This window comes from Sphingomonas vulcanisoli, from assembly GCF_011761305.1.
Lineage (GTDB): Bacteria > Pseudomonadota > Alphaproteobacteria > Sphingomonadales > Sphingomonadaceae > Sphingomonas_I > Sphingomonas_I vulcanisoli.
In genome coordinates this window covers 47,144-71,704 of record NZ_JAAOZC010000012.1, presented here as the reverse complement: position 1 = coordinate 71,704, position 24,561 = coordinate 47,144, and the positions used below count along the sequence as shown (strand labels likewise).

Sequence of the window (24,561 nt, the reverse complement as noted above, 5' to 3'; positions counted from 1 at the left end):
GGGAAGCGATCGGCACGTGATCAGGCGCCTGGCGGGCCGCCTTCGTCGCTTACGTCGGGTAATTGGACGCCGACCTGCTTGCAGATCGAGCGCAGTGCCGGTTTGAGGCCTTCCTCGAAGGTCGGATGATAGAATGGGCGGTCGAGCAGATCGTCAGCCGTGAGCCCGAGCAGCACCATCGCCACCGCGAGGATCAACGCAGGGAGCCAGCGGCCGCGCTGATCGCCCATTTTCACCGATCTCTCGGCAAGCGGCAGGAATCGTTACCATGTCCTTGGGCAACTCGTCGGCGATCTTGGCTTCGGTGCTGTAGGTGGACGCAGCGGCGACATCGCCCAGATCCGCCCGGCCTTGGCGATCGCGCGGCAGCAAGCGCCAGCCGAGACTTACGAAGAGTAATCCCAGTGCGGTGAGAATGAGGCCGATCGGCGCGAAGTCGTACATCTGGAAAGGCTTGCCGACCATTTCCTCTCGGACCTGGCTGACGATGATGTTGGTCGACGTGCCCACGAGCGTGACCAGCCCACCGAGCAGCGAGATGAAAGCCATCGGCATCAGCAGCGCGGTCGGGGACGATTTCTCCTCGCGCCCCATCCGCAGCGCAACCGGCATCAGGATCGCCAACGCGCCGACATTCTTGGTGACCATCGACAGCAAGGCCGTCGCGGCGGCCATCACCGGCACCTGCTTCTTGGCCGCTTGAGGCGCGCCGTGAGAGGTCTGACGGCCCATTCGATCACACCCGATCGCGCGATTCCGGCGCTCACGACCAACGCAGATGCGATGATGATCACGACATCGCTGGTGAAGCCGCTGAACGCTGTCTTCGCCGGCACGACGCCGAGCGCCAGCCCAGCGAACAAGGCGACCAGCGACACAACATCGAGCCGAAACCGGCCCGAGGCGAAACAGAGAATGGCTCCGCCGAGAATCGCGAAGAGCAGCGCCTGTGAAGAGGTCAATGCAGCCAAATCCCCACGAGAGCGGCGAGACTGACCAGCGCCAGGAACCCGTTGACCGCGATCAGCAGCGAGGGTGGGATGCGGTGCGCGTCCGGCCTGGGTGGCGCGACCTTGCCCATCTGTCGCCACACGGCTGCAGCGAAGCAAAAGCCGCTGAACAGGATCAGGACAGATCCCGTTATCCCGATAAACCAGGGCGCGACGATCTTGTCGAGCAGAGCGCGGGCACCGATCCCGGAAGCGAGGGCGGCGAGCCCGGTCCTGACCCAAGCCGCGTAAGTACGCTCGGCGGCGAGGACGGTGCGGTCTGCGGCAAGCTCGGTGCGGCGATCGGCGCTGTCGGTCTGTTGTGCTGCGCTATCAGTCAGTTTGTCGGCGCTATCCGCAAGCTCCACTTGCGCCTTTACAGCAACTTTTCCCGGATCGTTTTCCATCACGCGCATCAACGCACGGACGCACGAATTGTGGCGATCCAGCAGCGGCAGGCGGAAGTCTGAAGATTTCCGCGAGCCGCGCTGCCCTCAAAGCTCGTCGCGCGTTGTGCGCATGATCTTGGAGAGCCATTATGCAGCGCCTAGCCACCGCCCCCGTTGCGGAGAAATTCGTCTCGGCATCGGTAGCGACTAAAAAAGTGCGCCCGCTGCTTGCGGCTAAGGCTTCCGCGCTGACGTTGTCGCAAGCTCCGGTAAAGTAGGTGCGCGTGTTGTGGGGCTTGATCGCAATTCCGGCCGTGATCCTGGCCATTGCCGCTACCCTCTATTTATACTCTCCGCCGAAGTCGCTCGATGTTCTGGATGGTCTTTGGCCGAATGAAAGCAGTGCTCGGCGTGTCGCGACGGGCGTTCCGTTTGCTCCCGGGAACAGCGGCGACCTGGACATCTGGGCGCCGCCTATAGCAGCAGGAGCCCACAAACCCGTCCTGATCTTCTTCTACGGCGGCGCCTGGGTCAAAGGTCGGCGGCAGGATTATGGCTTCGTCGGGCGGGCCTATGCCGCCAAGGGCTTCGTGGTCGTTCTGCCCGACTATCGCAAAGTGCCTGACGTACGCTTTCCGGCGTTCATGCAGGATGGCGCGACAGCGGTGCGATGGGTGCATGATAACATTGCGCGATATGGCGGCGATCCTGATCGGATCGTCCTCGCCGGCCATTCGGCGGGTGCCTACAACGCTATCATGTTGGCGCTGGACAGCCGGTATCTGCGCTCGGCCGGCGTCGATCCGGGCGTGATAAAGGCGGCGGCGGGTCTGGCGGGGCCCTACGATTTCTATCCCTTCGACTCCGCGCGGGCCGTGGCCGCGATGGGAAATGCTCCCGACCCTGGGCAAACGCAGCCAATCACCTTTGCCCGAAAAGATGCTCCTCCCTTATGGCTGGGTACGGGTACTGCCGACACCGAGGTGAAGCCGCGTAATGCTATCGCTCTCGCCCATCGGGAAAAGGCGCTTGGCAGCACCGACACTGTGCTTCAGGAATATCCGGGGTTCAGCCACAATGACATGATCATGGCGGTCTCCAAGCCGTTCCGAACCAAGGGGCCGGTGCTCGACGACACGGTTCGCTTCTTCAATCGATACGTTGGCTCAAGCAAAGCTAAGGTGGAAGGGTGATGGCTGAGCGAGATTCATGTTGGTACTAAATCCCGGCGTACCATTGGTAGTCGGCTGAATCTTCCCAATAGCCGCCCTTGCCCGATCCGATATTGTCTAGCGAGTCGGCAAGCTCGACCCGCATGACATATTTGGCCTGCTTATATCCCAGCTGTCGCTCGACCCGCAGGCGAAGCGGCGCACCATGGCCGACGCTGAGCAACTGGTCGTTCATCCCCCACGCGAGGATGGTCTGGGGATGATGGGCGTCGATTAGGTCGATGCTCTCGTAATAAGGATCGCCATCGAAATCGTCGGCGCAGTGGAAGACGACATAGCGTGCGGCGGGTAGCGCACCGGCGGCATCGATCAGCAGCTTCAGCGGCACACCCGTCCATTTGCCGATCGCGCTCCACCCTTCCACGCAATCATGGCGGGTGATCTGGGTGCGGGTGGGCATTGCTCTGATCTGTGCCAAGGATAAGGATTGCGGACGCCTGACCAAGCCATCGATCAATAGGCGCCAGTCTGCGAAGCGATGGACAACATGCGCCTGATAGGCTTCACTTTGCGGCATGGTGTTGCCGTTGGTGCGAAACACCGGCGACATGTCGGAGGCGGGGAATTCCCGCGCCAGCGCGCTGCGATTTGTCAGCAAGCGCTGCGCACGCATCGTCAGGGTCTCACCGATGCCGACGACATGCTTGACGCTAGGCGCCGCGACGATCCGGTCGCATCCAGAGAGTAAAAGACCTCCCGCGCCCGCGCCGAGAGAACCGATCAGGCCACGGCGTGTCAGCAGCGTCATCTCGACGTCTCCCGCGGCAGGCGATACCAGCCGGTGATGATCGACCGGAGTTCGTTGAATGGTCCGGCCAGCAAAACCATCGCCAGATGCACCAGGATGAACCCGACGAGCAGGCTGGCACAGATGAAGTGGATCGAACGCGCCGACTGACGGCCGCCGAGCAGGTCGAGCAGCCAGGGCCAGGCCGCATCCATGCTAGGCGACATGGTCAGGCCGCTCAGGACCATCGCGGGCAGCAAGCCGAAGATAACACCGATGTAGCTGAGCTTTTGCAGGATGTTGTAGCGCCGCGCGCCTTCGCCGGTGTGGAAGCGCAGGCGGGCATGATCCTTGATGTCCTGCCAGATGTGCGCCGGGCGCAGTTCGCGCCGCGTCGGCGCGAGATCGCGCTGGACGTGGCGGCTGACGAACCCCCACAGCCAGAACAGCAATCCGCCTCCGACGAGCAGCCAGGCAAAGGCGAAGTGCCATTGCCTGGCGGTCGCCAGATCATAACTCGAAGGGATCGTGACGAGCGCGGGAAACGCTAGCTCGTTGCCACTGGAAATTCCGAGCACGCCCGTCGTGGGTATCGTGATCGGGCCGAGACGTAGGAAGCCGGAACTGCCTGAGCTTCCGATTTCGAACCACGGGACTTCGTGATTGGCGCCATACTGACCCCAATAAAGCTGGGGATGCGCGTTGAAGATCGCGAGACCACTCATCAGCATGACGATCACGGAAATGGCGTTGATCCAATGCCAGAGCCGTACCGGCCTGCACTGCCGGTAGATAAGATTGCCACCATCGGCAGCCGCATCGGTTGGATCTGACATGGGCACACCTCAATTCGCGCAGGGGCAGCGTGATCATGTCACGCCGCCCCTGCCGCAGCTCAATTGCCCTTCATCATGCCATCATGCTTCATCATCCCGTCGCTCTTCATCATGTCGGGATGCATCTTCATCATCTTCTTGCAGCTGGCGCTCTTCATCATCGCGTCGTGCGTCATCGCCTGGCAAGAATTCATCTTCTTCGTGTCGGCCGCCGACATCTTCATCATCTTGTCGGACTTCATGCCGTCCTTCATCATCGCATCCTGCGCCATCGAGGGAGCGACGGCGGCCATCGACAGGACGGACATCGCAATCAGGGTGATCATTTTCATGGGTCGTCTCCTAGAGGTGCCCTGAGGGAATTGGTCGGGGCACCGGCGACCAGGGAAAGTCTACAACCTGCGCGCAGCCACGATGGGCCCCCCGCGGCCCCGTTGAACGAGGACTGCAGTGAGCAGCCCCGACTCTCGCGGCCGGGGCGTTTCGAACGATATGCCCGCACCACGCCAATCGCCGAGCCGGATGAGCTCGCGAACGATGCCACGATGGGGAAGCGTTTTGCCGTTATTCTCGCCCGCGCGGATGGGCACATCGCGGAACCTGGGATCGTATCGCACAAGCCAGATGGTCGACGGCACACCGCTCGCTGCCTTGCCGATCCGAACAGTCGACCCTTCGACAGCGATTGCCGGCCCACCGCGTGGCGGTCCAGCCTTCGCGATTGCGGCATCGAAAGCGGCGCGGTTGCTGCCAACGACAGCGGTCGTGCCGTTGACGATCAGTTCGGGCGTCGCGACCTGGCCTCGCCCCGCCTGCGCATAATCCCGCTGGCGGTCGGTGAAACGTGGCGATCCGAACGTGTCTTTCCAGCCAAGCTGATCCCAATAGGTCACCGCGAACGACAGCGCGAGAATGTCGGGACGATCGGCGATCGCATTCAGATAGGCGTCAGCTGGCGGGCACGACGAGCATCCCTGGCTCTGAAACAGCTCGACGACTGTGGGAGTGGCAGTCGCATCTTTGGGCGACGCTGCTCGAATGCCAGCCGAGCCGCCTGTGATGGCGACAACCATCGCCGCAGATAGAGGTAGCCAAGCTGATCGTGGTTTCGGCATGCGAGAACTTCCGGCAGTTGCCCGACACGTGACGGCGAGCGGTATGCCCCTAGTTCGCAATGAAGCGAGTGGCGGTTACACAGTCCGAAAATAAAGTTAGCTAGGCGCTCGTTCGCTTCCCGTCGAGATCTCGGATATGCGGTGGCTAGCCGCAATTCTTCCCCATCAACCGCAAACTGTAACTTCTGCGGTGCCTGGCGCGAATAGGTGGTCGGGAGCACGAATGCCGGCGAGCGAAGACCAGCTCAAAACGTGGATGGTGGACGGCCTGAACGGAGATGCGGCAGCGTATGCCGCGTTGCTGAAGGCGCTCGTCCCCACGCTTCGTGCCTTTTATCGCCGCCGCCTTGGCGACGAAGACGCAGTCGAGGATCTGGTGCAGGAAACGCTGATCGCCGTTCACACTCGCCGGATGAGCTACGATCGCGATCGCATGTTCTCCGCGTGGATGTTCGCGGTGGCGCGCTACAAACTGGTGGATCACTTCCGTCGCCGGCGGCAGCATTGTGACCTCGACGGTATCGACACGCTGCTCGCGTTCGAGGGATTCGAGGAAGAGGCCAACGCGCGGATGGATGTCGACGCGCTACTCGTCGCACTTCCGGCAAAGCAGGCCAGCCTCATTCGGAAAACGCGCATAGACGGCCAAAGCGTCGCGGAGGCCGCGCATGAGGCGGGTCTGGGCGAGTCAGATGTGAAAGTATCGATCCATCGCGGTTTGAAGGCGCTTGCCATGCGCCTTCGAGGAGGGCGCGGATGAATACCGATACCCTCATCGAGACACTGGCTGGTGATCTCAAGCCTGTTCCCCCTCGGTCGGTCGGGCGGCGCCTGATGCTTGGTATCGGTGGCGGCGGTGCGATTACACTGCTGCTTGTAGCCACCGCGCTGGGCTTCCGCCCCGATCTGGCGGTCGCGATGTATGGCTTCTCGTTCTGGATGAAGTGGACCTACACGATCTCGCTTGGGATCGGCTCGGTGATGATGGTGTCGCGGCTTTCGCGGCCTGAACCAGTGAGGCTGGCCGGTTTTTGGCCGATCTTCATTCCGTTCGGATTATTGGCCGCAGTCAGCATCGCCGAATTGTCGCATGTCCCGCCAGCCGACTGGCTGGCAATGTGGCTCGGCCATTCCTGGAAGGTTTGTCCTTGGCTGGTGCTGACGCTGTCGCTGCCGATCTTTGTCGGACTGCTATGGTCGTTCAAGCGCTTGGCGCCGACGCGGTTGCGTGCAGCCGGCGCCGCCGCCGGCCTTGCTTCGGGTGCATGGGCGGCAACGCTCTATTGCCTGCACTGTCCCGAAGTGTCGGCGCTGTTCGTGCTGACCTGGTATTCTCTTGGCATCGCCCTAGCTTCCGCGTTCGGTGCGTTGATTGGCCCAAGATTCATCCGTTGGTAGCTGCTTGCTCGGCGCCTAATTGTCGCGAGTTCGAGTGAGGTTTCGCCGCATCGGACACAGCTACAACGAAACCGGAGCAGGCGCGGCTGCTCAGGTAGGAAAGTGAATTCCGCAGAGCTTGTTGCCATCTGGATCTCGAACATAGGCTAGTTCGATCACGCCGAGGGATGCCGTCTCGCGGGGTCCGGGCGCCGCTTCGATTGACGTACCGCCGGCAGCGACAGCGACGTCGTGAAACTGCTTCACTTGCTCGGGCGAGTTGCAAGAGAATGCGACAGTGCTGCCGTTTGCCACAGTCGCCGGCTCATCGTTGATGGGCTGCGAGACGATGAAGTTGGTACCATTCTCATTGCTATAAAAGAGGCGCGTGTGGCCACTGTCAGCTATGTTCAGCGTCGCCTCACTCACGCCAAGGACGCCGAGAACCTCATCATAAAAGCGCTTCGACCGTTCGATGTCATTTGATCCGACCATGGTGTGAAAAAGCACGCGCTATCTCCTGAGTGCTGATAGCCTCAACTTGGCCGCCGGCACCTGTGCAATAGCTTAACCTGGCAGCCTGTCACCTTTCTTACGAACGCCACTGCGGCTGCGACGCGACCTCTTTCTTGACGCCAGCAGAGAAAGGTTCGAGCCTGAAGGGCGGCTTGTGAGCCGTGGCAGATATTAGGTGCCCTCAGGAGGACGCCCGACCGGCGTCTAACGGACGCTATTTTAACAAAAACCTTGTAACGCCTTTCATCAGGAGCCCACGAGGCCACGGCATCGAAGGGCTCCGGCGCGCTTGCGATCGCTGGCGCCATCGTCGAAAAGACGCTCGATGAGTGGCGGATGCACCATAAAGGCAAGGGATGACTAGGGCTGCCATCCAGCCAAGTCTTCTGACCTGGGCGCGCGAACGCGCGGGGAAGGAGCCGGCGGACCTCGAACACCGCTTTCCAAAACTCGCTCTTTGGGAGGCGGGAGAGGCACAGCCGACGCTCAAACAATTGCAGTCCTACGCGACCGTTGTCCACGTACCGGTTGGATACCTATTCCTACCTGCCCCACCCGTAGAACAGCTTCCGATCCCCGATTTCAGGACGATAGACGGGCGCGGTGTTGCCCGGCCAAGCCCTGATTTGCTCGATATGCTTTACGCCTGCCAAGAGCGGCAGGGCTGGTTCAAGGACTATGCTCGCGCAGTTCGGCTGCCCGTAATCGAACAAGTGGGTAGCGCGCGGCTTACGGATTCGCCCGTAGCGATCGCCGCTGCCATGTCCGAGGCCATCGGTTTTGACCTCGCTGCGCGCGTCGCCTGTCGCACATGGGAGGAAGCGCTGCGGCTTTTCATAGCTGGGGCCGACAGTCTGGGCATCTTGGTGATGATCAGCGGGGTGGTCTTGAGCAACAACAGTCGTCGGCTTGATCCTGAGGAGTTCCGAGGGTTCGCGTTGGCCGATCAGCAGGCGCCGCTCGTTTTCGTCAACGGTGCGGACAGCAAATCGGCACAGATGTTCACTTTGGCCCACGAACTAGCCCATCTTTGGCTCGGTGCGACGGCTGTTTCTAACGTCGGCGGAGCCACAATGCACGGCCATCGCCGAGAAGAAGTGTGGTGCAATGCAGTGGCAGCGGAGCTGCTTGTTCCGTTGGCGGTCTTGCGAGGTGACCTTCAGCCTAACGAGGCGCTCGACAATGCTGTGTCTAGGCTTACTCGGCGCTACAAGGTCAGCAGCTTAGTGATCCTGCGGCGTTTGCTTGATGCTGGCTGGCTGACTCAGGCACGTTTTGATATCGCTTGGGCAGCAGAGCGAGCGCGGCTTCGGGCCTTAGCCGAGCAAAGCGGCGGCGGCGGTGATTTCTACCGTACCACTCTGACAAGGGTTAGCCGACGGTTCGCACGCGCCTTGGTCGAAAGCACGTTAGAGGGACAAACGCTCTATCGAGACGCTTTCCGCATGCTCGGCGTTGCTAAGACCGAGACCTTCAATCACATCGGGCAAGAGGTCGGGGTGCTCGCCTGATGCGCTACCTGCTCGACGCTAACATCTTTATACAAGCGAAGAATCTCCATTACGGCTTCGATTTCTGCCCCGCTTTTTGGCAATGGCTAATCGCTCAGAATGCCGCTGGCCAAGTAGCAAGCATCGAGAAGGTGAGCGATGAGCTTGCAGGTGGCGGTGACGAGCTTTCCGATTGGGCGGCCGCCCGCGGAAAGGAATTCTTTCTCCCACCGGATGACACCGTATTGCCGGCGCTGGGTGAGGTCTCTGCTTGGGCTACGGGACAAAATTATGAGGCTGCGGCTATCGCCACTTTCCTGCAGGTGGCGGACTATTGGCTGGTCGCGCATGCTAAAGCGGCCAACTGCGTCGTCGTGACGCATGAAGTGCCTTCAGAGTCGGTCAGGAAAATCAAAATTCCCAACGCCTGCATTGGGCTCGGCATCGCCTGTTTGACGCCATACGAGATGCTCCGGCGAGAGAGAGCCCGCTTCGTCTTGGGCTAACCCACTGAGGGCGACGCCTGAACTTTTTGCACTGCCTGTCGCACGCCAGCCGTGCTGAAAAGTAACAACTCTGGTTTCGCGAAGCTTCGATGCCCCCAGGAGGCACGTCGATTCCTCGCAAAGGTCATAAAACTCGATGAAAATTTGTGGCATGCCATGCGAGATGACACGCCCATTTTCGGATCACGAGACGATCGATGACCCAGATGAAGCTTCCTCGACAGGCAGATCGCAGGGCTAGCGATTTTACGATTAGCTTAGCCAGCGATCTTCGGATCGCACTGCAAAAGTACGCAGACCTATATCGCGCGACATACGGGGAGGAGATCCCTCTCACCGAGCTGATCCCTGCAATGCTTGCTGAATTCTTGGAGGCTGACGGAGCATTTGCTCGAAAGCATGCTTTCGTTGGAATACCCTACCCAGCTGCTTTGCATAGAACGGAGGTCACGCCACCAAACGCTCAAGCAAATGATGCGGTGGAAAGGCTGATCCCGTTGAAGGAGGTTTGCCGCCTTATCGGCGTTGGCAAATCGATGATTTACAAGATGATCCAGCAAGGCCGGTTCCCAGCTCCTTACAAGCCATCTGCTGGAGCGGCGCGGTGGAGCGACAAGGAAGTTCTCAATTGGATCGCAAACATCAGATCCCAGAGATCATCGAGCATGTCAACATATCTCAGGCCCGAGCGACTCAGTTAGTTGACGGTGTAAGTTATCGTTTTTTTTCGAAGAGATTGAGAGGGTGGGATTCGAACCCACGTTACGCCGTATTCGTCCGCATCGGTTCGCAACGACCCACCCCACTCTCCTGATCACCTCTTCGATCTATGGGGGGCGGGGTGAACGCTTGTCCGGTAGCGGCAGATAAGATGCTCAAAATGGACGTCCCCCAAAATGACCTTAATGACCTCTGGAGCGGCCTGACCGATCGATGATTTTTGCGCCAAAAGCAATCGCTGCAGCGAGCGCCAGTTGCCTGGCACAGACGGCCGAGGTGAACATGATTGAACGCGATTGGGAGAAAAAAATCGAGCCGCTCACGGTTCGGATTTCAACCGCGGTCCGCATCACCGGCCTGAGCCGTTCCCGGATCTACGAGCTCATCCAGTCGGGAGAACTCGACACGGTGAAGGTCGGCCGTGCGACCCTGATCCAGTATCAGAGCCTCAAGGCCCTGACAGCGTCAGAGATGGCGCCAAGCTGATTCAGCGCCAGAGCGGCCAAGTCGCTCTGGCGCTCCTAATCCTACTTTCGCAGACGCCCGCGCGAGCGGCCAGCCTTCGACTCGCCCTTCGCCTTTTTGACGACGAGCCTCGGCTCTCTCGTTTCCGTCGCAGTAGCCCGCAACTCGTCGAGATAGTCCGACCAGTGCTGCATCATGGTCACGCGCTCGTCCCAATATTCGCCGCGGGCGTAAGCACGACGCACCGATGAGGCCTCCTGATGGGCGAGCTGTCGCTCGATCGCATCGGGATTCCAGCGCCCCATTTCGTTGAGCAGCGTTGCCGCCATCGCGCGGAAGCCATGCGCGGTCATCTCTTCGGTTTGGTATCCCAACCGCCGGAGCGCCTGGTTCACGCCATTCTCGGACATGGGCCGCTTCGGATTCCCCAGGCACGGAAACAGAAATCTGCGGTGCCCGCTGATTTCGCGCAGCTCCTCGATCATCTCCAGCACCTGTGCCGATAGCGGCACCCGGTGCGGTCGGCGCATCTTCATCCGCTCGGCCGGGATCGACCAGATCGCCTTGGCAACGTCGATCTCCGACCATTCGGCCTGACGCAGCTCGCCGGGTCTTGCGATCAGGTGGGGAGACAGGCGCATCGCCATGCGTGTGACCGCTTGACCCGTATAGCCGTCCATCGTCTTGAGCAGGATGCCAACTTCGTCCGGGTCGACGATCGCGGCATGATGCGTGGTTTTGGGAGTCGTCAGCGCGCCGCGAAGGTCCGCTGCTACATCGCGATCGCACCGCGCGGTTGCGATCCCATAGCGAAACACCCGGCTGAGGACGCTGCGCATCCGTCGGGCGCTCTCGTAATTGCCCTTCGCCTCGATCTTTCGCAGAACGGAGAGGGCTTCGATCGGGGTGATGCCATTGATCGGGTGTGACCCGATCATCGGGTAGGCCATCCCGAGAAGCCATCGGATCTTTCCGAGCGTAATCTCGGCGAGGCCCTCACGCTCGCACTTGGCGACCCATTCGATCGCGACTTCCTTGAAGCTCGTCGCGACGGCGAATTGGGATTCGATCTTTGCTCGCTTCTTCTCGAGAACGGGGTCGACTCCGGCGGCGATCGCCTTTCGCGCCGCGCGGCACTTCTCGCGAGCATCGGCGAGAGAAGTCGTCGGCCACGGTCCGAGGTGGAGCGTCTTCTGAAGGCCACCATAGCGATAACGAAATCGCCAGAGCTTCGAGCCGGTGGTTTGGACGACGAGGTACAATCCCTGGCCATCGGACAGACGGTAGGGCTTCGCCTTTGGCTTGGCGGAGGTGATCTGGAGTTGTGTCAGCATCGGTCTTGATCCCGGATTCTCCGGGCCGATCCAGCAGACACAAAATGAGCCTCTTTTTGTGGCTCTTTTGCCGAATTACACTGGATCAACCCGGACGGTTGCCAGCGATCGTCGATAAAATTGTGCTTTGAAAACAGTCTGTTGCTGGACGCCTCTGGACGAATCCGGAGGCAGCAACTGGTGCCCAGAAGATTGGATGGGCCAAGCGCCAAGCGACTGATTTCCGGCGAACAAACGCCAAAAACACTCGTCATCGCCAATGATATCAGGCCTTTGGCTTTTGGCAATAGCTGGACGTCGGTGGACGAAGTCCCCGAAAGCGTCAGCGCAGTTGATGCGCCATTCGTATTTGAGGGCAATGCTCGCAGCAGAAAAGTCATTGGCGAGATGATGGTTATAAGCCCCCTCTTGAACTACTTTCGTGGCGTCGCTTCGCCCTCGGTAACAGCCGAGCAAAACGCCAGCACGCTATCCAAACTCTCGATGCGGTGAAGATCGAGCCTTTTGTGTGCGAGGTTTCAAGCGATACCCGCTTTGGCGCAGCAGTGCAGGCTGCTCGCACCGAGCGCACTCGTTGCCAAGGTCGGGCAGCGCCAAATTGTCACTGCCGCCTAGCCGCCGGAGCAATGTTGGGAGGCCGTTCGCGGCGCTCACGATATTAGCCGGCTGAAGGCTGCACGGCCGCGTTGAACTGCATCATCCGACAACTGCGGTGCGGCGATATGCTAAACGGCGAAGCCGCTGAACCCGAGCGAAGCCCATAATCGCGACCGGTGATGTCAGAAGAAGTTGCAATGTTCTGGTCATAACCTTCAAGAGATATCCCTGTCTGGGCCGACCGTTTGCGCGAAGACCCGTCTAAGCCTCGTTAGATGACCGCCTCCTGCATCTCCTCGTCGCCGACAAGCCGCATGATCATCGTATAGGAACTCAACACCGGCATTCCGTAGGAATGACAGACATAGGTGTCGTCCTCGAAGCGATGCTGGGTTGTGCCGGCAAAGGAGTCGAACGGCAGCGGAATTTTTGCATGCGGATTATGGAAGACTTGGAGTTCGTCGGACCATGACTCGGCATTGTCCGCGACCACCTCTTCGCTGAAAGGCGTCCCAACCACGGCATTCGGATCGGGGTCGAGGCGATAGCCCGTCCGGTAGTAGCGATGGTCAGCCGGGGCGAACCCAGCATCTACGCCCATCCGATCGAACTTCGCGAGCGTCCCGGCATTTGAAAAGATGACAGCCGAGATATTCTCCGCGCCCGGCAGGTCGAAAAAGCCGGTTTCGATTGTCTTCGTTTTATAGCTGTGATCGTCGGCCTTGACGGTGCGGACCGAAAGGCTTCCATCCACGAACGACCATTCGATCCTCTTCCCGTAGAGATAAAGCCATAGCGCCTCTTGGGTATAGGTCATCGAACCGATCTCACCGTCGCCACCCGGCTTATGAAAGTCTGCTACCGCGATCACGAACGGTTTGCCGACACCGGGGCCACGCTCCCAATAACTCTCACCGCTCGCATTTTTCTTGTTAAGCTTGCCAGTCAGCGCATTGCCGAACTTCATCGGCATGTAATTGTGCAAAAAGGTCGTCATCTCCTCTGGGGTCTGCGGATCAGGATGATTGGCGAGCACGCCCCCTTCCGAAGGGGCGCACGTCGTCGCCTCGACGGTAAACTCGCTGCGAGGGGCCTTGACGTGAAAGTCCGGTGCTTCGGGCTGCGTCACGTCATAGCTGAGCTCGCGCAGCATCGCCCAAAGATAAAGCTCCCAAAGTCGCTGGTCGAATTGCTTGCTCTGGAACTCTTTGACGAAATGAGGATCGCTCGGCGCGAGCCAAGGTCCGAGTTCTCTGAAAACGGCGCGCGCCGGTGCGCGTCCCGGTGTCTCCAGCAGCAATTTGAAATTGGGATGAAGATCCTTGGTTGCCGTCCCCGGCGGCACCGTGAGCAGATCGGTGGGATGGTTTGTCTCGTCACCCTGCGTGCCGAGAAGTGCAAGGTCGTCCTCGGTGACGGCCTTGGCGATACGCTCGCGCAAAGCGACCGTCGCATAGTCCGCCGACCGCAGGCTCGAGTTAATATCGACCGAGCGGAAACGCCCATTACGGTCACGCGCCAGCAACGCCCAGTAATAATCATTATCCTGATTGTCCCGAGCGATGACTCCGATCACACGCTCTTCAAGATCGGCCCAGTACGCGACTTCCTCATAGAGATACGGCGCCGGCGACAGCCGTGTGCCGATCGCGAGCAAGTTGAAGCGTGACAGCGAGATCCGCTTGCTGAGCTTCTCGCGCTCGCGCCGTGCCGCGCGTTTGGCCTTTGCTTCTCCCATTTCCGCTTTCCCTCATGTCCTGTCATCCCAACCGCCGGCCGCGTGCGCCAAATTGCCGAAGGCACGCGCGGCCCTGCCAGCCCATGACGCCCCACCGCCGATACGCCCGTTGTGCGGCTCGCAAGCGCGTTGCCACGTCTAAAGGCTCCAAAATGGAGTCATCGATAACATACGCTGGTCAAGGCGTTGAAATGCGATACGCTGCCGGAACAGTTAGAACGTGCGTATCTTGGCGAATCAAGCTGGGGGCTTGCGCTTATGAGACACGGCTTGCGAGCGATCCGGCATCGGGATCGCAATGTTTCTTCATCTCTTCTCGGCTCGGCGATTGCCATGGCGACAATGGGTCTGGCAGGATGTTCGACATCCTCGATCGTGACCTCTACGGAACTTTCGGGCAACGCACCTCCAGCGCTGGCCGGCGCGTCCGCAATCTATGGTGTCGGCCGGTCATCGATCCAGGTCAGCATGTCGCTACCCGATGATGCGGCATCGTCTGACAGCAGCTCCAAAGGCGGCTCTGCCACCTCCGATACCGACAAAGGAGTCGCTCCGAAGACGACAGACAGTAAGGACAAAGACGCCAAAACGGACACGGCCGATAAAGGCACTACCAGCGCGGCACCCGCGGCGGACGCAAGTGTTAATCCCACCACTGTGGCGCAGCCCGCGAGCTGCAAGGATCTCAGAACCGCCTATCGGGCCAGCCGCTTTTCATACCTGAAGTTCTTCTTCGCCACGAAAGGAATGCTGGCTCGGCTCGACGATTTCGCGGATCTCGATCCTAATCCTGCTCCGGTCAGCGACGCTGCGCTGAAGCCAATTCTCGCCAGCCTTCAACAATATCAAAAGGACTCACCGGCGGCCATCGCCTTGGCGCATGTCGCCAACCAGACCTACGACGTCATCGAGGCCGAGTGTCAGACGCCTATCAAGGTCGAGTTGAAGCATATCGTCGACGCTGACCCTGACCATATCTTTCAGCTCACTCTGAACACCGACGACTTTGCCTCGGACCAGCTGACGGTAAAAACCGATGAGGCCGGATTGCCCGTGCTCGTCGAAACCGCGGCCGACGACCAGACCGGCACGTTTCTGACCAGTCTGGCAACTTCGGTCGGAACGATCGTCGGGCTAGTGAAACCCATTCCGCTGCCGATCGGTGACGCGGCGAGCATTGTCGTCACCGGGTCAAAAACCAGACCGGTCAAAGCCGTCGGGCGACCCCCGACCCTCGACGAACTGATCGCGGCCTTGAGCAAAGCGCCGCCACAACAAAGGCCGCATTTGCTGGCTTATATCATGAACATGATCAATTCCGCCTTGCCTCCCACCCCGGAGTCCATCGATCCGGCAATCCCCAGTGCTGCCCAAACTTATCTGATTTCCGACCTCGAGAAGGGCCCGCTTCGGATCGCCGATGGAATAGCACTGCAAGCCGCTTGCGGCCTTCGGCTTTCCGCCTCGCCAATCCCGGTCAAGACCGCCGACGGCAAGATTGTGCCAAATCATTATCCTGGCGTTGTTGCCTCCTTGCCCCGTCCTTGCACAGTGCGCGTGAGCCTAGTGAAGCGCTTTGATCCGCCAAAATCCGAGGGAGATTTCGCGGACCTCGACCCTTCGGAATTGCCGCCGCTCCTCAAGATGGGCGGGCAGAATTTCGCGCTCGGCCCCGACCTCGCGCGCGCATCGTTCCTAGCACTCGACAGCAAGGCGCTGTTCGTGGTGCCGATCGAACGATCGACATTGGTCAAGCGCACCGCCCATATCGAATTCGCAGCCGGACGGGTCGTCAACACCCAATATACAAGGCCGAGCCCGGCGGTCGCTGCAGCATCGCTGCCAGCAAATGTCGTCGGAGGCTTCCTTAGTGGGATCGTCGGCGGCATCACGGGGCGGACCAACAGTGTGAAGGCCGAGACCGACCTCGTGAACGCCAAGGCCGCGATGCTGGCCGCGCAGGCCGCCTACAAGAAAGCGGCGGCCGATCCCCAGCCTGCCAGCACGAGTAAATGATCTAGCATATCCGCTGATCGCCCCGCCGCTGAGCCCGTCGCTTTCTGGTTCCTTAAGCACGCAGCCGGTTGTCGCGCCACTCAACGCGCTATAGCGTCGGCCGATGGCCGCTGGTTCATGGGCTTGATGCTGGTGGATGGCGATGGCGATCCGCAACGAATGCTCGGCCGGCACTTATTCCGGAGCGGAAAGCAAGCGCGGAAGCGCTGCCCGGTGCGCAATGACCCACAGGAGTCCGGTTGGGAGGAGCGGCGTAGGATCGGCGCTGCTCCTCGCCTTCGTTTTTAGCGGGGAAGCTCAGAAGGAGGGAGGCAGGGAAAACAAGATAAAGGCAATGTCTCGCGTCACTGCCTAAGTGTTTGTCTGCACATCACTTTTTCGAGAGACAAGCTCGCCGATCGCGAGACAAACATGCTCTCGCGCGGTGGATAATAGCCTTTAATCAACTGGTTATGCGCCACCCGCCCGCCAGAGCTAGTAAAGCGCGCGCTCAACCATATGGCAGCGTATTAGCTAGGCTGGTGGCAGCAACTGACGCAGATCTGCAAGGATCAGTGGTTCGATCTGGCCATCGTAGCCATGCTGTTGGAGGAGTTCGATCTTACGAATGGCGGAAGGCAGGTCCGGAGAGGGCGTATCGTAAAAGGCTTTGGCCGCTTCGAATAAGGCGTCGCCAAAGATGCGCTCGTTGGCATAGGCCTTGTCGACGCGCTGCTTGGCATTCGCTTCCCGTGAGATAGCCGCAGCATCGTCACCAGATTTGCCGCACATATCGAAATACTCACGCTCGGCACGATTGAGTTCCACGCGCACAATTTCGAAGTCGGCATCGGCATCATGCAATCTGATCATCGCGATGGCCCAGGCGTCTTCAGTAGCAGTTGGCAAAGAAGGTTGGCGTGCAGTTGCCATGTTCGCCTCCGTTCGCATCCACGCGAGACCGGAAGCTCGGTTGGATGCAAACCCATCGCTCCCGCGCGCTGAGCGCGGGAGCCGGGGCTGGTAACATGACTGCTCATGCGCCTGCGCTTTTAGCCGCAAGCGACCTGGACATATGCACAGGCACCCCGGCGAGAAGCTCTCGTCGAAGTGTATTTGCAGTCAGGATTACCAGTCCCGGCGCCGCCCTTTTTGCAGCGCCTAACCAAGATATGCGTCGCATCCAGTTGAAGCAAGCTGCCCGCCGTGCATTTTGGCTAGGATCGGCTGTTGCTTGAAGCAGTGCCCGTTATCGCGCCGCGCGTGGCTAGAACCGCTGATGCGGACAAAGGATCGCTATACGGTGGAAGAAAGCGTCAGCGCGACGAAGCTGTAATGTAGCAAGTTGCGAAGGCGAGCGATCGCCTCCTCGATTCGCTCGGCTTCGTCGTCAAATATCTCGCGCACATCGCAAGCTGGTTCAGGAATTGCTTGCGATAGCCACTACCCAGCAACCGCGCCGTCAGGCTGTCCCGCCATCAGCGCATTGATCCAGGCGAGGCACAGGTCGCGGCTACGGTAACTGCCCCATTTTTCCGTCTCTTCTCGTTCAACGATTGGGAAGGTCGAATAGATATAGCGTATGTCGTCGCGACTTCGCGATGGGTCAGCGGGATCGAAAACGCCGTAGAGGATGAAGTAAAACGCATCCAGCTTGGCGCGCAGCCGTAACCGCCGGTCCTCGTCCCAAACGAAAGGTGGGAGCACGTCTCCCGCCGCATCGACATGGCCCATGTCGCGCGCGAAGGGAGCAAGGTCGTTTGCGGTGTATGTCAGTTCTAGCACAGCCTCGCGGACGATCTGAGCAGCGGACTTGGGACCGAAGCGTCGATTGTAGGCGGCAGGCGGCACGACGGGGAGTTGAGCAAGTATATACTTGCTCAGATTCCGGCTTTGAATTTTTTGTCGTGCGATATAGTCGGTAATGATTGATGCCAAGTTCGCTTGCAGCAACGGTAAATTAATGATCGTTTCGTCAGTCCAAGTCAGCAAAGGTAACTTGTTTCCATAGGCACCCCTTGGAACTATAGCAGATATCAGGCTACGCGAATTGTTCGTATTACAGATATCATTAAAGCCGATTGCGAACTCGAAGTCTGGAGCGGCATCCGATTCCAAAATCCAATAACGTGGTATTGGCAGAAAAGTCGGATCGGCGAGGTCAGTCTCCGAGCTGTGCACCGGGATTCCCTGTCCACTGACAGAGTTCGACCGGTTCCGCACCCCCGCATATCGATGATTGAAGATCGAAACCATCTTACCTTCATAGAGGCGCAGCCATCGACCGGCAGGCGAGTCAAACTCACCGTTGCCAACAGGCCAAGCGCCCTCTTGTTCAGTAAGCATTTGAGCGGTCCGAAAACCTTCGCTCCTGCTCGTCATGTTGATCATCTGCCGATATTTTATCGGCCACACGGGAGCTTCATTGCGCCCTGTCCCTTCGATCAACACCGGAGAGCTATCATAGACTTTTGCCACTATTCCCAAGTCGATCATCGACCGGAAAATTGGCATTGTCCCCGTCGTCGGATTCACTTTGGCCAAGGTTTCGCGAGTGAGTGTTACTGGCTTGGGCGCGTCGGGATCAGTTGGAAGACGGTGCAGTTTTACCCCGTACGCAAACTTTTGAAATGCCCGCTTCCAGCCGCCAACGCAAAATATCGTAGGTTGGTCCTCGGCGTGCACGTCGGCGAACAACCAGTGCCGCTTATTTTCGAAGGCCACAAATGCCTTGAGCCGGTCGGCTTCGGTGATTTTTCGCAGGAATGACGCGACATTATGGTCCGTTCCGATACCGATTGGCGTCAAGAGACCGACCATGCCCTCCGGCTTAACCAGTGAAATCGCCCGCTCGACGAAAATTTTATAGATGTTGAGCTTCCCGCTGGTCAGCTCACAGTATATTTTTCCGTTTCTGACAATCTTTGCCGCCGCTGTCTGTCGCGCTTGGGCGGTCTCGAACTCCGCAAGGAGTGTTGGATTGCTGACCTTCAACGCCGCGATCATGGCTTTGCGTTTTGATTTCAGCGGCTCTGTTGCAATCGCGGCATCACGCGCGGCGAACCACGGCAGTTCTTCGAATTCAAACCTATCCCAAGGAGGATTGCCCACCACGGCGTCGAACCCGCCTTCTCGCCCTTTGCTGGCCCAATTGTCCCACACGCCGGGGAAGGCAATCTGCCAGTTGAGGAAGCGTTCTTCGCCAATGAGCGCCCGCGCGCGTTCCCAGATCGCGGTGAACGCCTCGACTTCCTCCGGCTTCGCCATGCCGCCTTCCGGCGATTTACGGCCACGCGCGATCGGCATGGGATCGCCGAACCGGCCATCGAGCCAGAGCCGGGCCAGGGCCTTGTCCTTGGCTCTCAGATCAAGCCAGTCGAGCCCGTGGAGGAAGCTGACAAAACCGTCGAGTTCGCCGGTCATCAGCTCCACGTCTTCATACATCGCCGCCGAACGATGCGCCTCCGCGATCTCCACATCGGTCAGCGCTTCGATCGTTTTCATCGCTTCCGCCGAGCGCTGCGCGTTGCGCAGCGCCTCGTTGTAGAAAAGCTCGCCGCCCATCGCGGTCGCCTTGTCGATGGCGTCGCGCACCCAGAGGCCGAACAGGCTGTCGCCGGCGTGCAGGTGGTGGTCGATGAACGATAGCGGCGCGCCGACCGTGAATGTGTGAAGCCACAGCGCGACCTTGGCAAGTTCGACCGCCATCGGATTCTTGTCCACGCCATAGACACAGCGTTTCAGCACCATGCGGCGGACGATGTGCCGGTCGTCGAGCTGTTCCTCATCGATGGTCCAGTTCGCCGTCCTGGCGTTCTTCAGGATCGTGGCGCGAATATCCTCGATTTTGTCGGCGAGCGGCGAGGTGTAGTGCAGATCGACGCCCAGCGCGGCGGCTTCCGCCATCGCATCGAGCACATGGTCGGCAAGCGTATCGACCAGGCTGACGAGGAAGTGCCCCGATCCCATCGCCGGATCGCAAACGCGAAGCGACAGGATCGCGTTGGCCGGATCGGCATCGCGCAATTCGCGCCGCCGATAATCTTCGGCGTCCTTGGCATTGAGCTTCGCAAACGCCGAGCGAAAGGCGTCCAGCCGCTCAGTGACGAGCGGTTCGAGCGTTTCGTCGAGAATCAGTCCGACCAGCTCGTCAGGCGTATAGTAGCTGCCGCTGTTCTTGCGTGCGAAAAGGTTTGGGCGAACCGTCAGCGCGTCGGTCTCGTCGCGCACAATCTCGAATTCCAGCAGCCGTTCGTAGATCGAGCCGAGCTGCTGGACGGAGAGATCGCGGTAATTGATGTAGCGGCGCTCGCCCGACGATCGCTCGTAGGAAAGCGCATCAAGGGCGGGAGCCATCACGGTGTCCGGCACGCGGGCGCTGGCAAGTAGGGGTGTTCCGCCCGTGGCGAACAGGCCGCCATTGTAAGGCGGAATACCGACGGACGCATCGCCCTTGTCGATGATCCGCGACAGATCGGAAACATGCGACCAGATGCGGGCGGCGGACGTGGAAAATGCGTCCCCATTGGTCACGCGCCTGCCGACATCGAGCCTCAGCGGGCGCAGCGAATAGTCGTCATATCGCGGGTCGCTGACCGGCAGCAGGTCGCGATCCTCAGCATATAGCAGGAAAAGCAGGCGATAGAGGAGCACCAGCGCAGCGTCCCGAACGTCGGTCAACGGCGCTTCCGGCGCGGCGTCGGCGATGGACTTGGCCAGGCTGGGGAACACGACATCGAACACCAGCTTCGAGAGGCTGGCGGCGACCCGTTCCTCATAGAACGCGGCCTCGGCGCGGGCGCGATCGTGGAACGAGCGCTGCTCCACGCCGTCCCGCAGGAACGCCTCGCGCCCGAACATTACCGCGAAGACCCGCAGCCAATGGTCGCGCGTGGCGGAATCGGCGAACAAGTCGCCGCCGCTATCGAGGGCAAGGACGCGGCCCAAGTCGATTTCGAGAAACTCTTCCGAGATCGACCGTGCGCCCGCCCAATAGAGCCGCCAGCGCGTGCCGTTGGTGAGGATGCCCCAGCGCAGTGCGCCACCCGTCAGATCGTCGATCCGGCGTAGATAGCGCAGCATCTGAGTGGACGGCGCGGTGGTTTCATCGCGGCCAGATGCGCGGTCCAAAGGGCGCGCCCAGCGCTTGCTTTCGACGACGGCGAGGCCGTGCGCGTAGCGCCGCCATTGGTCTCGTTGCGCGTTGGCCGAAGCTTTCGCCGCCGCGTCCGCAAATAGCAGGCCATCGGGCACGTCATCGCGCCCCGTGACAGTCAGATTCTGTTGGCGAAGCGATTCCGACCAGCCGAGTGCAATCAGCACCGGCCAGATGAAATCGTCTTCGGTCTGGCTTTCATTTGTCCGCTGATCTTGCGGAAATTCAGCGGCGATCTGATCGAGCCGCGCCCGCAATCGGGCTACATCGACAGCGCGATATGCGGCGGTGTCCCTGATCGCTTCTACAAGATAATCGGTGGTGAAGAGCGCACCGGAAATGAACAACGCGGAATCGGCCAAACGGCACCCCCTTTCTGGTTTCATACCGACGGATAGGCGAGCCGCAAAGGAGAAGCCCTGTAAGGTGCGCGAAACGGGCCAACGCTTGGCGGCGACGATATCTAGGGGTCTTCCAAGCCACATAATCTGTTCGCGTCGTTGAGCCATGGCCGCTCGGTGCTGAGCGACTGGCGCGACGGCTACAACCGTGTGCGACCGCATAACGGGATAGGCGGGCTGACGCCCGCCGGTGCTGCCAGGCTCGTTGTGCAACCCAGCCCGCAAGGGCACGATGATAACCCTGGCCTCTAGTTATGACTGGAGGAGCTTTGAGGCGCACGTCAGCTGTCGTTCGATTAACCGCTAGAGGCAGCCCTTAATGCGTCAAATGCCGGCCCCAGCTTGTCTTTACGACGAAGCAGATCGCTACCCCTTCGAACCAGCCATACGGTGCAGCAGCTGGGCTTCACGATTGCTAATATTCATCATGACTTGAGGAGGGTGGAAACGATCGCGCAGACAACGCAACTGTTCGATCTCCACGTGCTCAGCATTACGCCGAACATCAACCAGTATCAGGCCGATCGCTTCCTGCGCGCCATCAAAATAGGCGTCGAAGTCAATCCGCTCAATGCCGGCCTGATCTCCAAATTCTAGCCAAATTTCCTCAGGATCACCCCGAACAATGCGCTCCACTGTCGCCATCCCAATGACAGCGCCTATCGGCCGCGTGGCATAAATCCAGAGCCGTGTACCGATCGAAAGATAGGGTATCCGGCGACGTAACTCGATTGTTTTCGCGCCATCCAGAATGGCATTGGCGTGACGGGGATGGATGGAGATTATTGCGTCGCTGTCGGGGGTCATTTCCTCCACGCAGCCTCAATAACGCGGGCCAGATTTTCGTGAGATAGAGGGAATGCGGAAATCAGATTATTGCTTCCAGCAGCGCCGAAACCCTTCAGAGTGGCGAAGCGAACGGGGGTGGGAAACGCGATCAAATTATCAAAGGTCGTCATCAACACTTCATCCATCGCGGAAAATTCTGAGAGGTCATCGACGACCACCCTGCGCATGGCATCTCTTGACGTGGTCTCCTTAGGGACAAGGACGGAATCCACAATCCGGCCAACCGCAACCACGGCGCTTCGCCCACCATTTTTTCCAGATTCGTAGAACAGGATGGCGAGGCCAGGTCGCATGGCATTTCTGGCGCGCGGCGTGTTTACGTAAGCTCTGCGCGACAAGAACGACGCATCGCGATCCTCGATGAAGGAAAGCCGGGTCTGTGTATTCGTTCCCAGCAGTTCGTCGGCGTAGGCGCGTTGGATGGGGACGATTACCGCTTCTCTGCCCGGCCACAGATAGAGGGTTGGCCCGAAGATATCCTCAAATCGCTCTGGCGAAAGGTCTAGCGACTGACCGGAGCTATTCGTTACAGCGATGTCGCGCGAACCGTTTTGAAAATTGGGCCACTGCGCTGGAAGCGCCAAACCCGTTTTGCGCCGGGTGGACTGCCGTGTCGCCTCCCAATTATCGCGGGTAATTGGCTGGCCGATTGCAACTTTGACTAGGTCGTGACCTGAACCTGTAGCAACGAAGCCGCGGGTGGCGGCAAGCGCGCCTACAGTCGGCTGCCCTTGCACATTTAGCAAACGTATGGCGGCGGGATTATTCAAACACGCCTGTTTGATAGCCGCGTCCAGCAGGTATTCGGCGTAAAGCTCCCGATCGAGATGACCCGCATCCACGTTGATGAGCAGCCGATCTTCACCGGCAGTCGAGACGGGGGAGGCTAAGCAAGCGACCGCGACAGTTTTTGATTCCACCCAGATTCCACAACGCCAACCGACAGCCCGCCCCGTGGGCGTTCCACAGACCTCGTCGATAACGCTAGCTGGGACGTTGGCCGTCGTCAGATAGGCAGCCACTTCATCAGCGGATGGTGTCTTGCATTCGAAGCCGTCGCCCTTCCGTTCATTGGGGGATTGCTCGTCAAGGGCGTCTGGCAGCAGTGTTAGAAGCTCGTCCAACCCAGCAATATCAATGCCGATTTTAGCCAGAAGCTCGTCGCGAGCCTCCAGAAGGGCGCCATCACTAGTAATGAACCCCGATACACGGGAAAGCGCTGAATGGGCTAGGTGGCGGGCATCGCTTAGAGCTTGGGTTGAACCAGCGCTGGCGTCCTTCCTATCCGTGAATACGATTTGATGGATTTCGTAGGCCAAGCGATCAAGATCTTGAGCGTTGACCGGCGGAGGTAGCCTTGGGAGTTGCAGAGCCATCTGAAGTACGGGATCATTTTTCTGCCCGATCGAGGTGCGCCTAAGCTCGGTGATAAATTCGGACGCGATACCAAGCCGGATGCGGTGATCCAGAGCGGCACCAAAAAGGGCGCAGGCCGCATCGTGCCGTTGCCGGTTTTTCACCAGATCAAAAAAGACGTTGAGATCGAAAGTGTAAAAGGAGGCCTCATTCCCAAAGCGCTTTGGCAAGCCAAGATCGATCGTGGCGGGCGCAACGGAAAACAGGTGGGGTGTCGCCAGATTACGAACGCGGATGATTATAGTTCTGCCGCGCGTGTTACCGCCAGCCTTGGAAGTAACAGCCTCAAAGCCATGTTGCTCATAAAACGCCTGAGCATGGGCAAGATCATCAGCGACTTTCGCTTTCACCGTTAGAAAGCCAGCTCGCTCCAGATCGCTCACCAGAGCATCGATCAGTGCAGAAGCGACTTTGTGCCTCCGCCAATCGGGCTTCGTGCATACCTGCTGGACCCGCGCGTGGGGAAATACGCCGCCGTGCAGTATGTAGCCGACAACAGCGGACTGGCCGTCATCATCTTCCGCCAACATGGCGAAGAGACGCTTCTGCGCGATTGCTTCCTCGTAGGCGGAGTTAGGAAGAAACCCAAGCGCTTCCTTCTCCCCATTCGATAGCGCTATGATTTCGCTGAGACGGCTCTTTAACTCAGCAGGGTCTCTTTCAAGTGTTGTTCGCAACGCGAGTTTCACTGGCCGTCATCCCTACCTTCAAGAT

At 59.5% G+C, this 24,561-nt stretch carries 23 protein-coding genes and 1 pseudogene; 10 read left to right on the top strand and 14 right to left on the bottom strand.

The window, feature by feature from the left end:
• Positions 1-20 precede the first annotated feature (20 nt).
• From FHS31_RS15730 to FHS31_RS15720, 3 genes and pseudogenes are all read right to left on the bottom strand, one after another.
• Positions 21-185 carry a hypothetical protein gene (locus FHS31_RS15730; RefSeq protein ID WP_243843508.1) on the bottom strand — a complete coding sequence of 55 codons (165 nt, stop codon included), beginning with the start codon at positions 183-185 and terminating at the stop codon, positions 21-23.
• Positions 154-878: pseudogene (locus FHS31_RS15725) on the bottom strand (SLC13 family permease). The gene FHS31_RS15730 and the pseudogene FHS31_RS15725 overlap by 32 nt, the downstream one beginning before the upstream one ends.
• 80 nt (positions 879-958) lie before the next feature.
• Positions 959-1,405: a YidH family protein gene (locus FHS31_RS15720; protein WP_243843514.1), complete on the bottom strand. Its 447-nt coding sequence runs from the start codon at positions 1,403-1,405 to the stop codon at positions 959-961.
• Positions 1,406-1,692: 287 nt separating this feature from the next.
• On the opposite strand from FHS31_RS15720, the gene FHS31_RS15715 reads away from it, so the two are divergent.
• Positions 1,693-2,571 carry an alpha/beta hydrolase gene (locus FHS31_RS15715; protein WP_341786385.1) on the top strand — a complete coding sequence of 293 codons (879 nt, stop codon included), beginning with the start codon at positions 1,693-1,695 and terminating at the stop codon, positions 2,569-2,571.
• Between the two features lie 25 nt (positions 2,572-2,596).
• Here FHS31_RS15715 and FHS31_RS15710 read toward each other — a convergent pair whose 3' ends face one another.
• Genes FHS31_RS15710 through FHS31_RS15695 form a run of 4 tightly spaced genes read right to left on the bottom strand, consistent with a single transcriptional unit; the run spans position 2,597 to position 5,246 of the window.
• A complete protein-coding gene (locus FHS31_RS15710) occupies positions 2,597-3,358 on the bottom strand; it encodes a molybdopterin-binding protein (RefSeq protein WP_167075283.1) in 762 nt (253 codons plus the stop codon).
• Positions 3,355-4,173, bottom strand: a complete 819-nt coding sequence (locus FHS31_RS15705) for a cytochrome b/b6 domain-containing protein (protein WP_167075281.1) — start codon at positions 4,171-4,173, stop codon at positions 3,355-3,357. The genes FHS31_RS15710 and FHS31_RS15705 overlap by 4 nt, the downstream gene beginning before the upstream one ends.
• Before the next feature lie 59 nt (positions 4,174-4,232).
• Positions 4,233-4,505 carry a pentapeptide MXKDX repeat protein gene (locus FHS31_RS15700; RefSeq protein WP_167075279.1) on the bottom strand — a complete coding sequence of 91 codons (273 nt, stop codon included), beginning with the start codon at positions 4,503-4,505 and terminating at the stop codon, positions 4,233-4,235.
• A 60-nt stretch (positions 4,506-4,565) separates the two neighbouring features.
• On the bottom strand, positions 4,566-5,246 hold the full coding sequence (locus tag FHS31_RS15695) for a DUF1223 domain-containing protein (protein ID WP_167075277.1): 681 nt from the start codon (positions 5,244-5,246) through the stop codon (positions 4,566-4,568).
• A 265-nt stretch (positions 5,247-5,511) separates the two neighbouring features.
• On the opposite strand from FHS31_RS15695, the gene FHS31_RS15690 reads away from it, so the two are divergent.
• Together FHS31_RS15690 and FHS31_RS15685 are read left to right on the top strand one after the other, a co-directional pair.
• Positions 5,512-6,048, top strand: coding sequence for a sigma-70 family RNA polymerase sigma factor (locus FHS31_RS15690; RefSeq protein WP_167075275.1), 537 nt, complete (start codon positions 5,512-5,514; stop codon positions 6,046-6,048).
• A complete protein-coding gene (locus FHS31_RS15685) occupies positions 6,045-6,686 on the top strand; it encodes a DUF1109 domain-containing protein (RefSeq protein WP_167075273.1) in 642 nt (213 codons plus the stop codon). Before FHS31_RS15690 ends, FHS31_RS15685 begins: the two co-directional genes overlap by 4 nt.
• 90 nt (positions 6,687-6,776) lie before the next feature.
• Here FHS31_RS15685 and FHS31_RS15680 read toward each other — a convergent pair whose 3' ends face one another.
• The gene (locus tag FHS31_RS15680; protein ID WP_167075271.1) at positions 6,777-7,175 is read right to left on the bottom strand and encodes a VOC family protein; all 399 of its coding nucleotides are present in this window, start codon (positions 7,173-7,175) and stop codon (positions 6,777-6,779) included.
• A 641-nt stretch (positions 7,176-7,816) separates the two neighbouring features.
• On the opposite strand from FHS31_RS15680, the gene FHS31_RS15675 reads away from it, so the two are divergent.
• The 4 genes from FHS31_RS15675 (at position 7,817) to FHS31_RS15660 (ending at position 10,383) form a co-directional block, all read left to right on the top strand.
• Entirely contained in the window at positions 7,817-8,692 is an 876-nt protein-coding gene (locus tag FHS31_RS15675; protein ID WP_243843512.1) for an ImmA/IrrE family metallo-endopeptidase, read from the top strand.
• Positions 8,692-9,177: a DUF4411 family protein gene (locus FHS31_RS15670; protein WP_167075267.1), complete on the top strand. Its 486-nt coding sequence runs from the start codon at positions 8,692-8,694 to the stop codon at positions 9,175-9,177. The genes FHS31_RS15675 and FHS31_RS15670 overlap by 1 nt, the downstream gene beginning before the upstream one ends.
• Before the next feature lie 197 nt (positions 9,178-9,374).
• Positions 9,375-9,878 (top strand): DUF2274 domain-containing protein, encoded by a 504-nt coding sequence (locus tag FHS31_RS15665; protein ID WP_243843507.1) that lies wholly within the window; start codon positions 9,375-9,377, stop codon positions 9,876-9,878.
• A gap of 232 nt (positions 9,879-10,110) precedes the next feature.
• Positions 10,111-10,383 (top strand): excisionase family DNA-binding protein, encoded by a 273-nt coding sequence (locus FHS31_RS15660; protein WP_341786384.1) that lies wholly within the window; start codon positions 10,111-10,113, stop codon positions 10,381-10,383.
• 41 nt (positions 10,384-10,424) lie between these two features.
• On the opposite strand, the gene FHS31_RS15655 is transcribed toward FHS31_RS15660, so the two are convergent.
• Positions 10,425-11,696: a tyrosine-type recombinase/integrase gene (locus FHS31_RS15655; RefSeq protein WP_167075264.1), complete on the bottom strand. Its 1,272-nt coding sequence runs from the start codon at positions 11,694-11,696 to the stop codon at positions 10,425-10,427.
• Positions 11,697-11,837: 141 nt separating this feature from the next.
• On the opposite strand from FHS31_RS15655, the gene FHS31_RS15650 reads away from it, so the two are divergent.
• A complete protein-coding gene (locus tag FHS31_RS15650; RefSeq protein ID WP_167075262.1) occupies positions 11,838-12,188 on the top strand; it encodes a hypothetical protein in 351 nt (116 codons plus the stop codon).
• Between the two features lie 376 nt (positions 12,189-12,564).
• On the opposite strand, the gene FHS31_RS15645 is transcribed toward FHS31_RS15650, so the two are convergent.
• Positions 12,565-14,031: a hypothetical protein gene (locus FHS31_RS15645; RefSeq protein ID WP_167075260.1), complete on the bottom strand. Its 1,467-nt coding sequence runs from the start codon at positions 14,029-14,031 to the stop codon at positions 12,565-12,567.
• A 186-nt stretch (positions 14,032-14,217) separates the two neighbouring features.
• Between FHS31_RS15645 and FHS31_RS15640 the strand changes: the two genes are divergently transcribed.
• Positions 14,218-16,047, top strand: coding sequence for a hypothetical protein (locus tag FHS31_RS15640; RefSeq protein ID WP_167075258.1), 1,830 nt, complete (start codon positions 14,218-14,220; stop codon positions 16,045-16,047).
• A 513-nt stretch (positions 16,048-16,560) separates the two neighbouring features.
• Here FHS31_RS15640 and FHS31_RS15635 read toward each other — a convergent pair.
• Positions 16,561-16,959, bottom strand: coding sequence for a hypothetical protein (locus FHS31_RS15635; protein WP_167075256.1), 399 nt, complete (start codon positions 16,957-16,959; stop codon positions 16,561-16,563).
• Positions 16,960-17,469: 510 nt separating this feature from the next.
• The gene (locus tag FHS31_RS15630) at positions 17,470-21,543 is read right to left on the bottom strand and encodes an Eco57I restriction-modification methylase domain-containing protein (RefSeq protein ID WP_208408767.1); all 4,074 of its coding nucleotides are present in this window, start codon (positions 21,541-21,543) and stop codon (positions 17,470-17,472) included.
• 138 nt (positions 21,544-21,681) lie between these two features.
• On the opposite strand from FHS31_RS15630, the gene FHS31_RS16820 reads away from it, so the two are divergent.
• Positions 21,682-21,834, top strand: coding sequence for an integrase core domain-containing protein (locus FHS31_RS16820; RefSeq protein WP_167075254.1), 153 nt, complete (start codon positions 21,682-21,684; stop codon positions 21,832-21,834).
• Between the two features lie 114 nt (positions 21,835-21,948).
• Here the strand turns inward: FHS31_RS16820 and FHS31_RS15620 are convergent, their stop codons facing one another.
• Complete coding sequence (locus tag FHS31_RS15620) at positions 21,949-22,389, bottom strand: ASCH domain-containing protein (protein WP_167075252.1); 441 nt, start codon at positions 22,387-22,389, stop codon at positions 21,949-21,951.
• Entirely contained in the window at positions 22,386-24,536 is a 2,151-nt protein-coding gene (locus tag FHS31_RS15615) for a GNAT family N-acetyltransferase (protein WP_167075250.1), read from the bottom strand. Before FHS31_RS15615 ends, FHS31_RS15620 begins: the two co-directional genes overlap by 4 nt.
• Positions 24,537-24,561 lie beyond the last annotated feature (25 nt).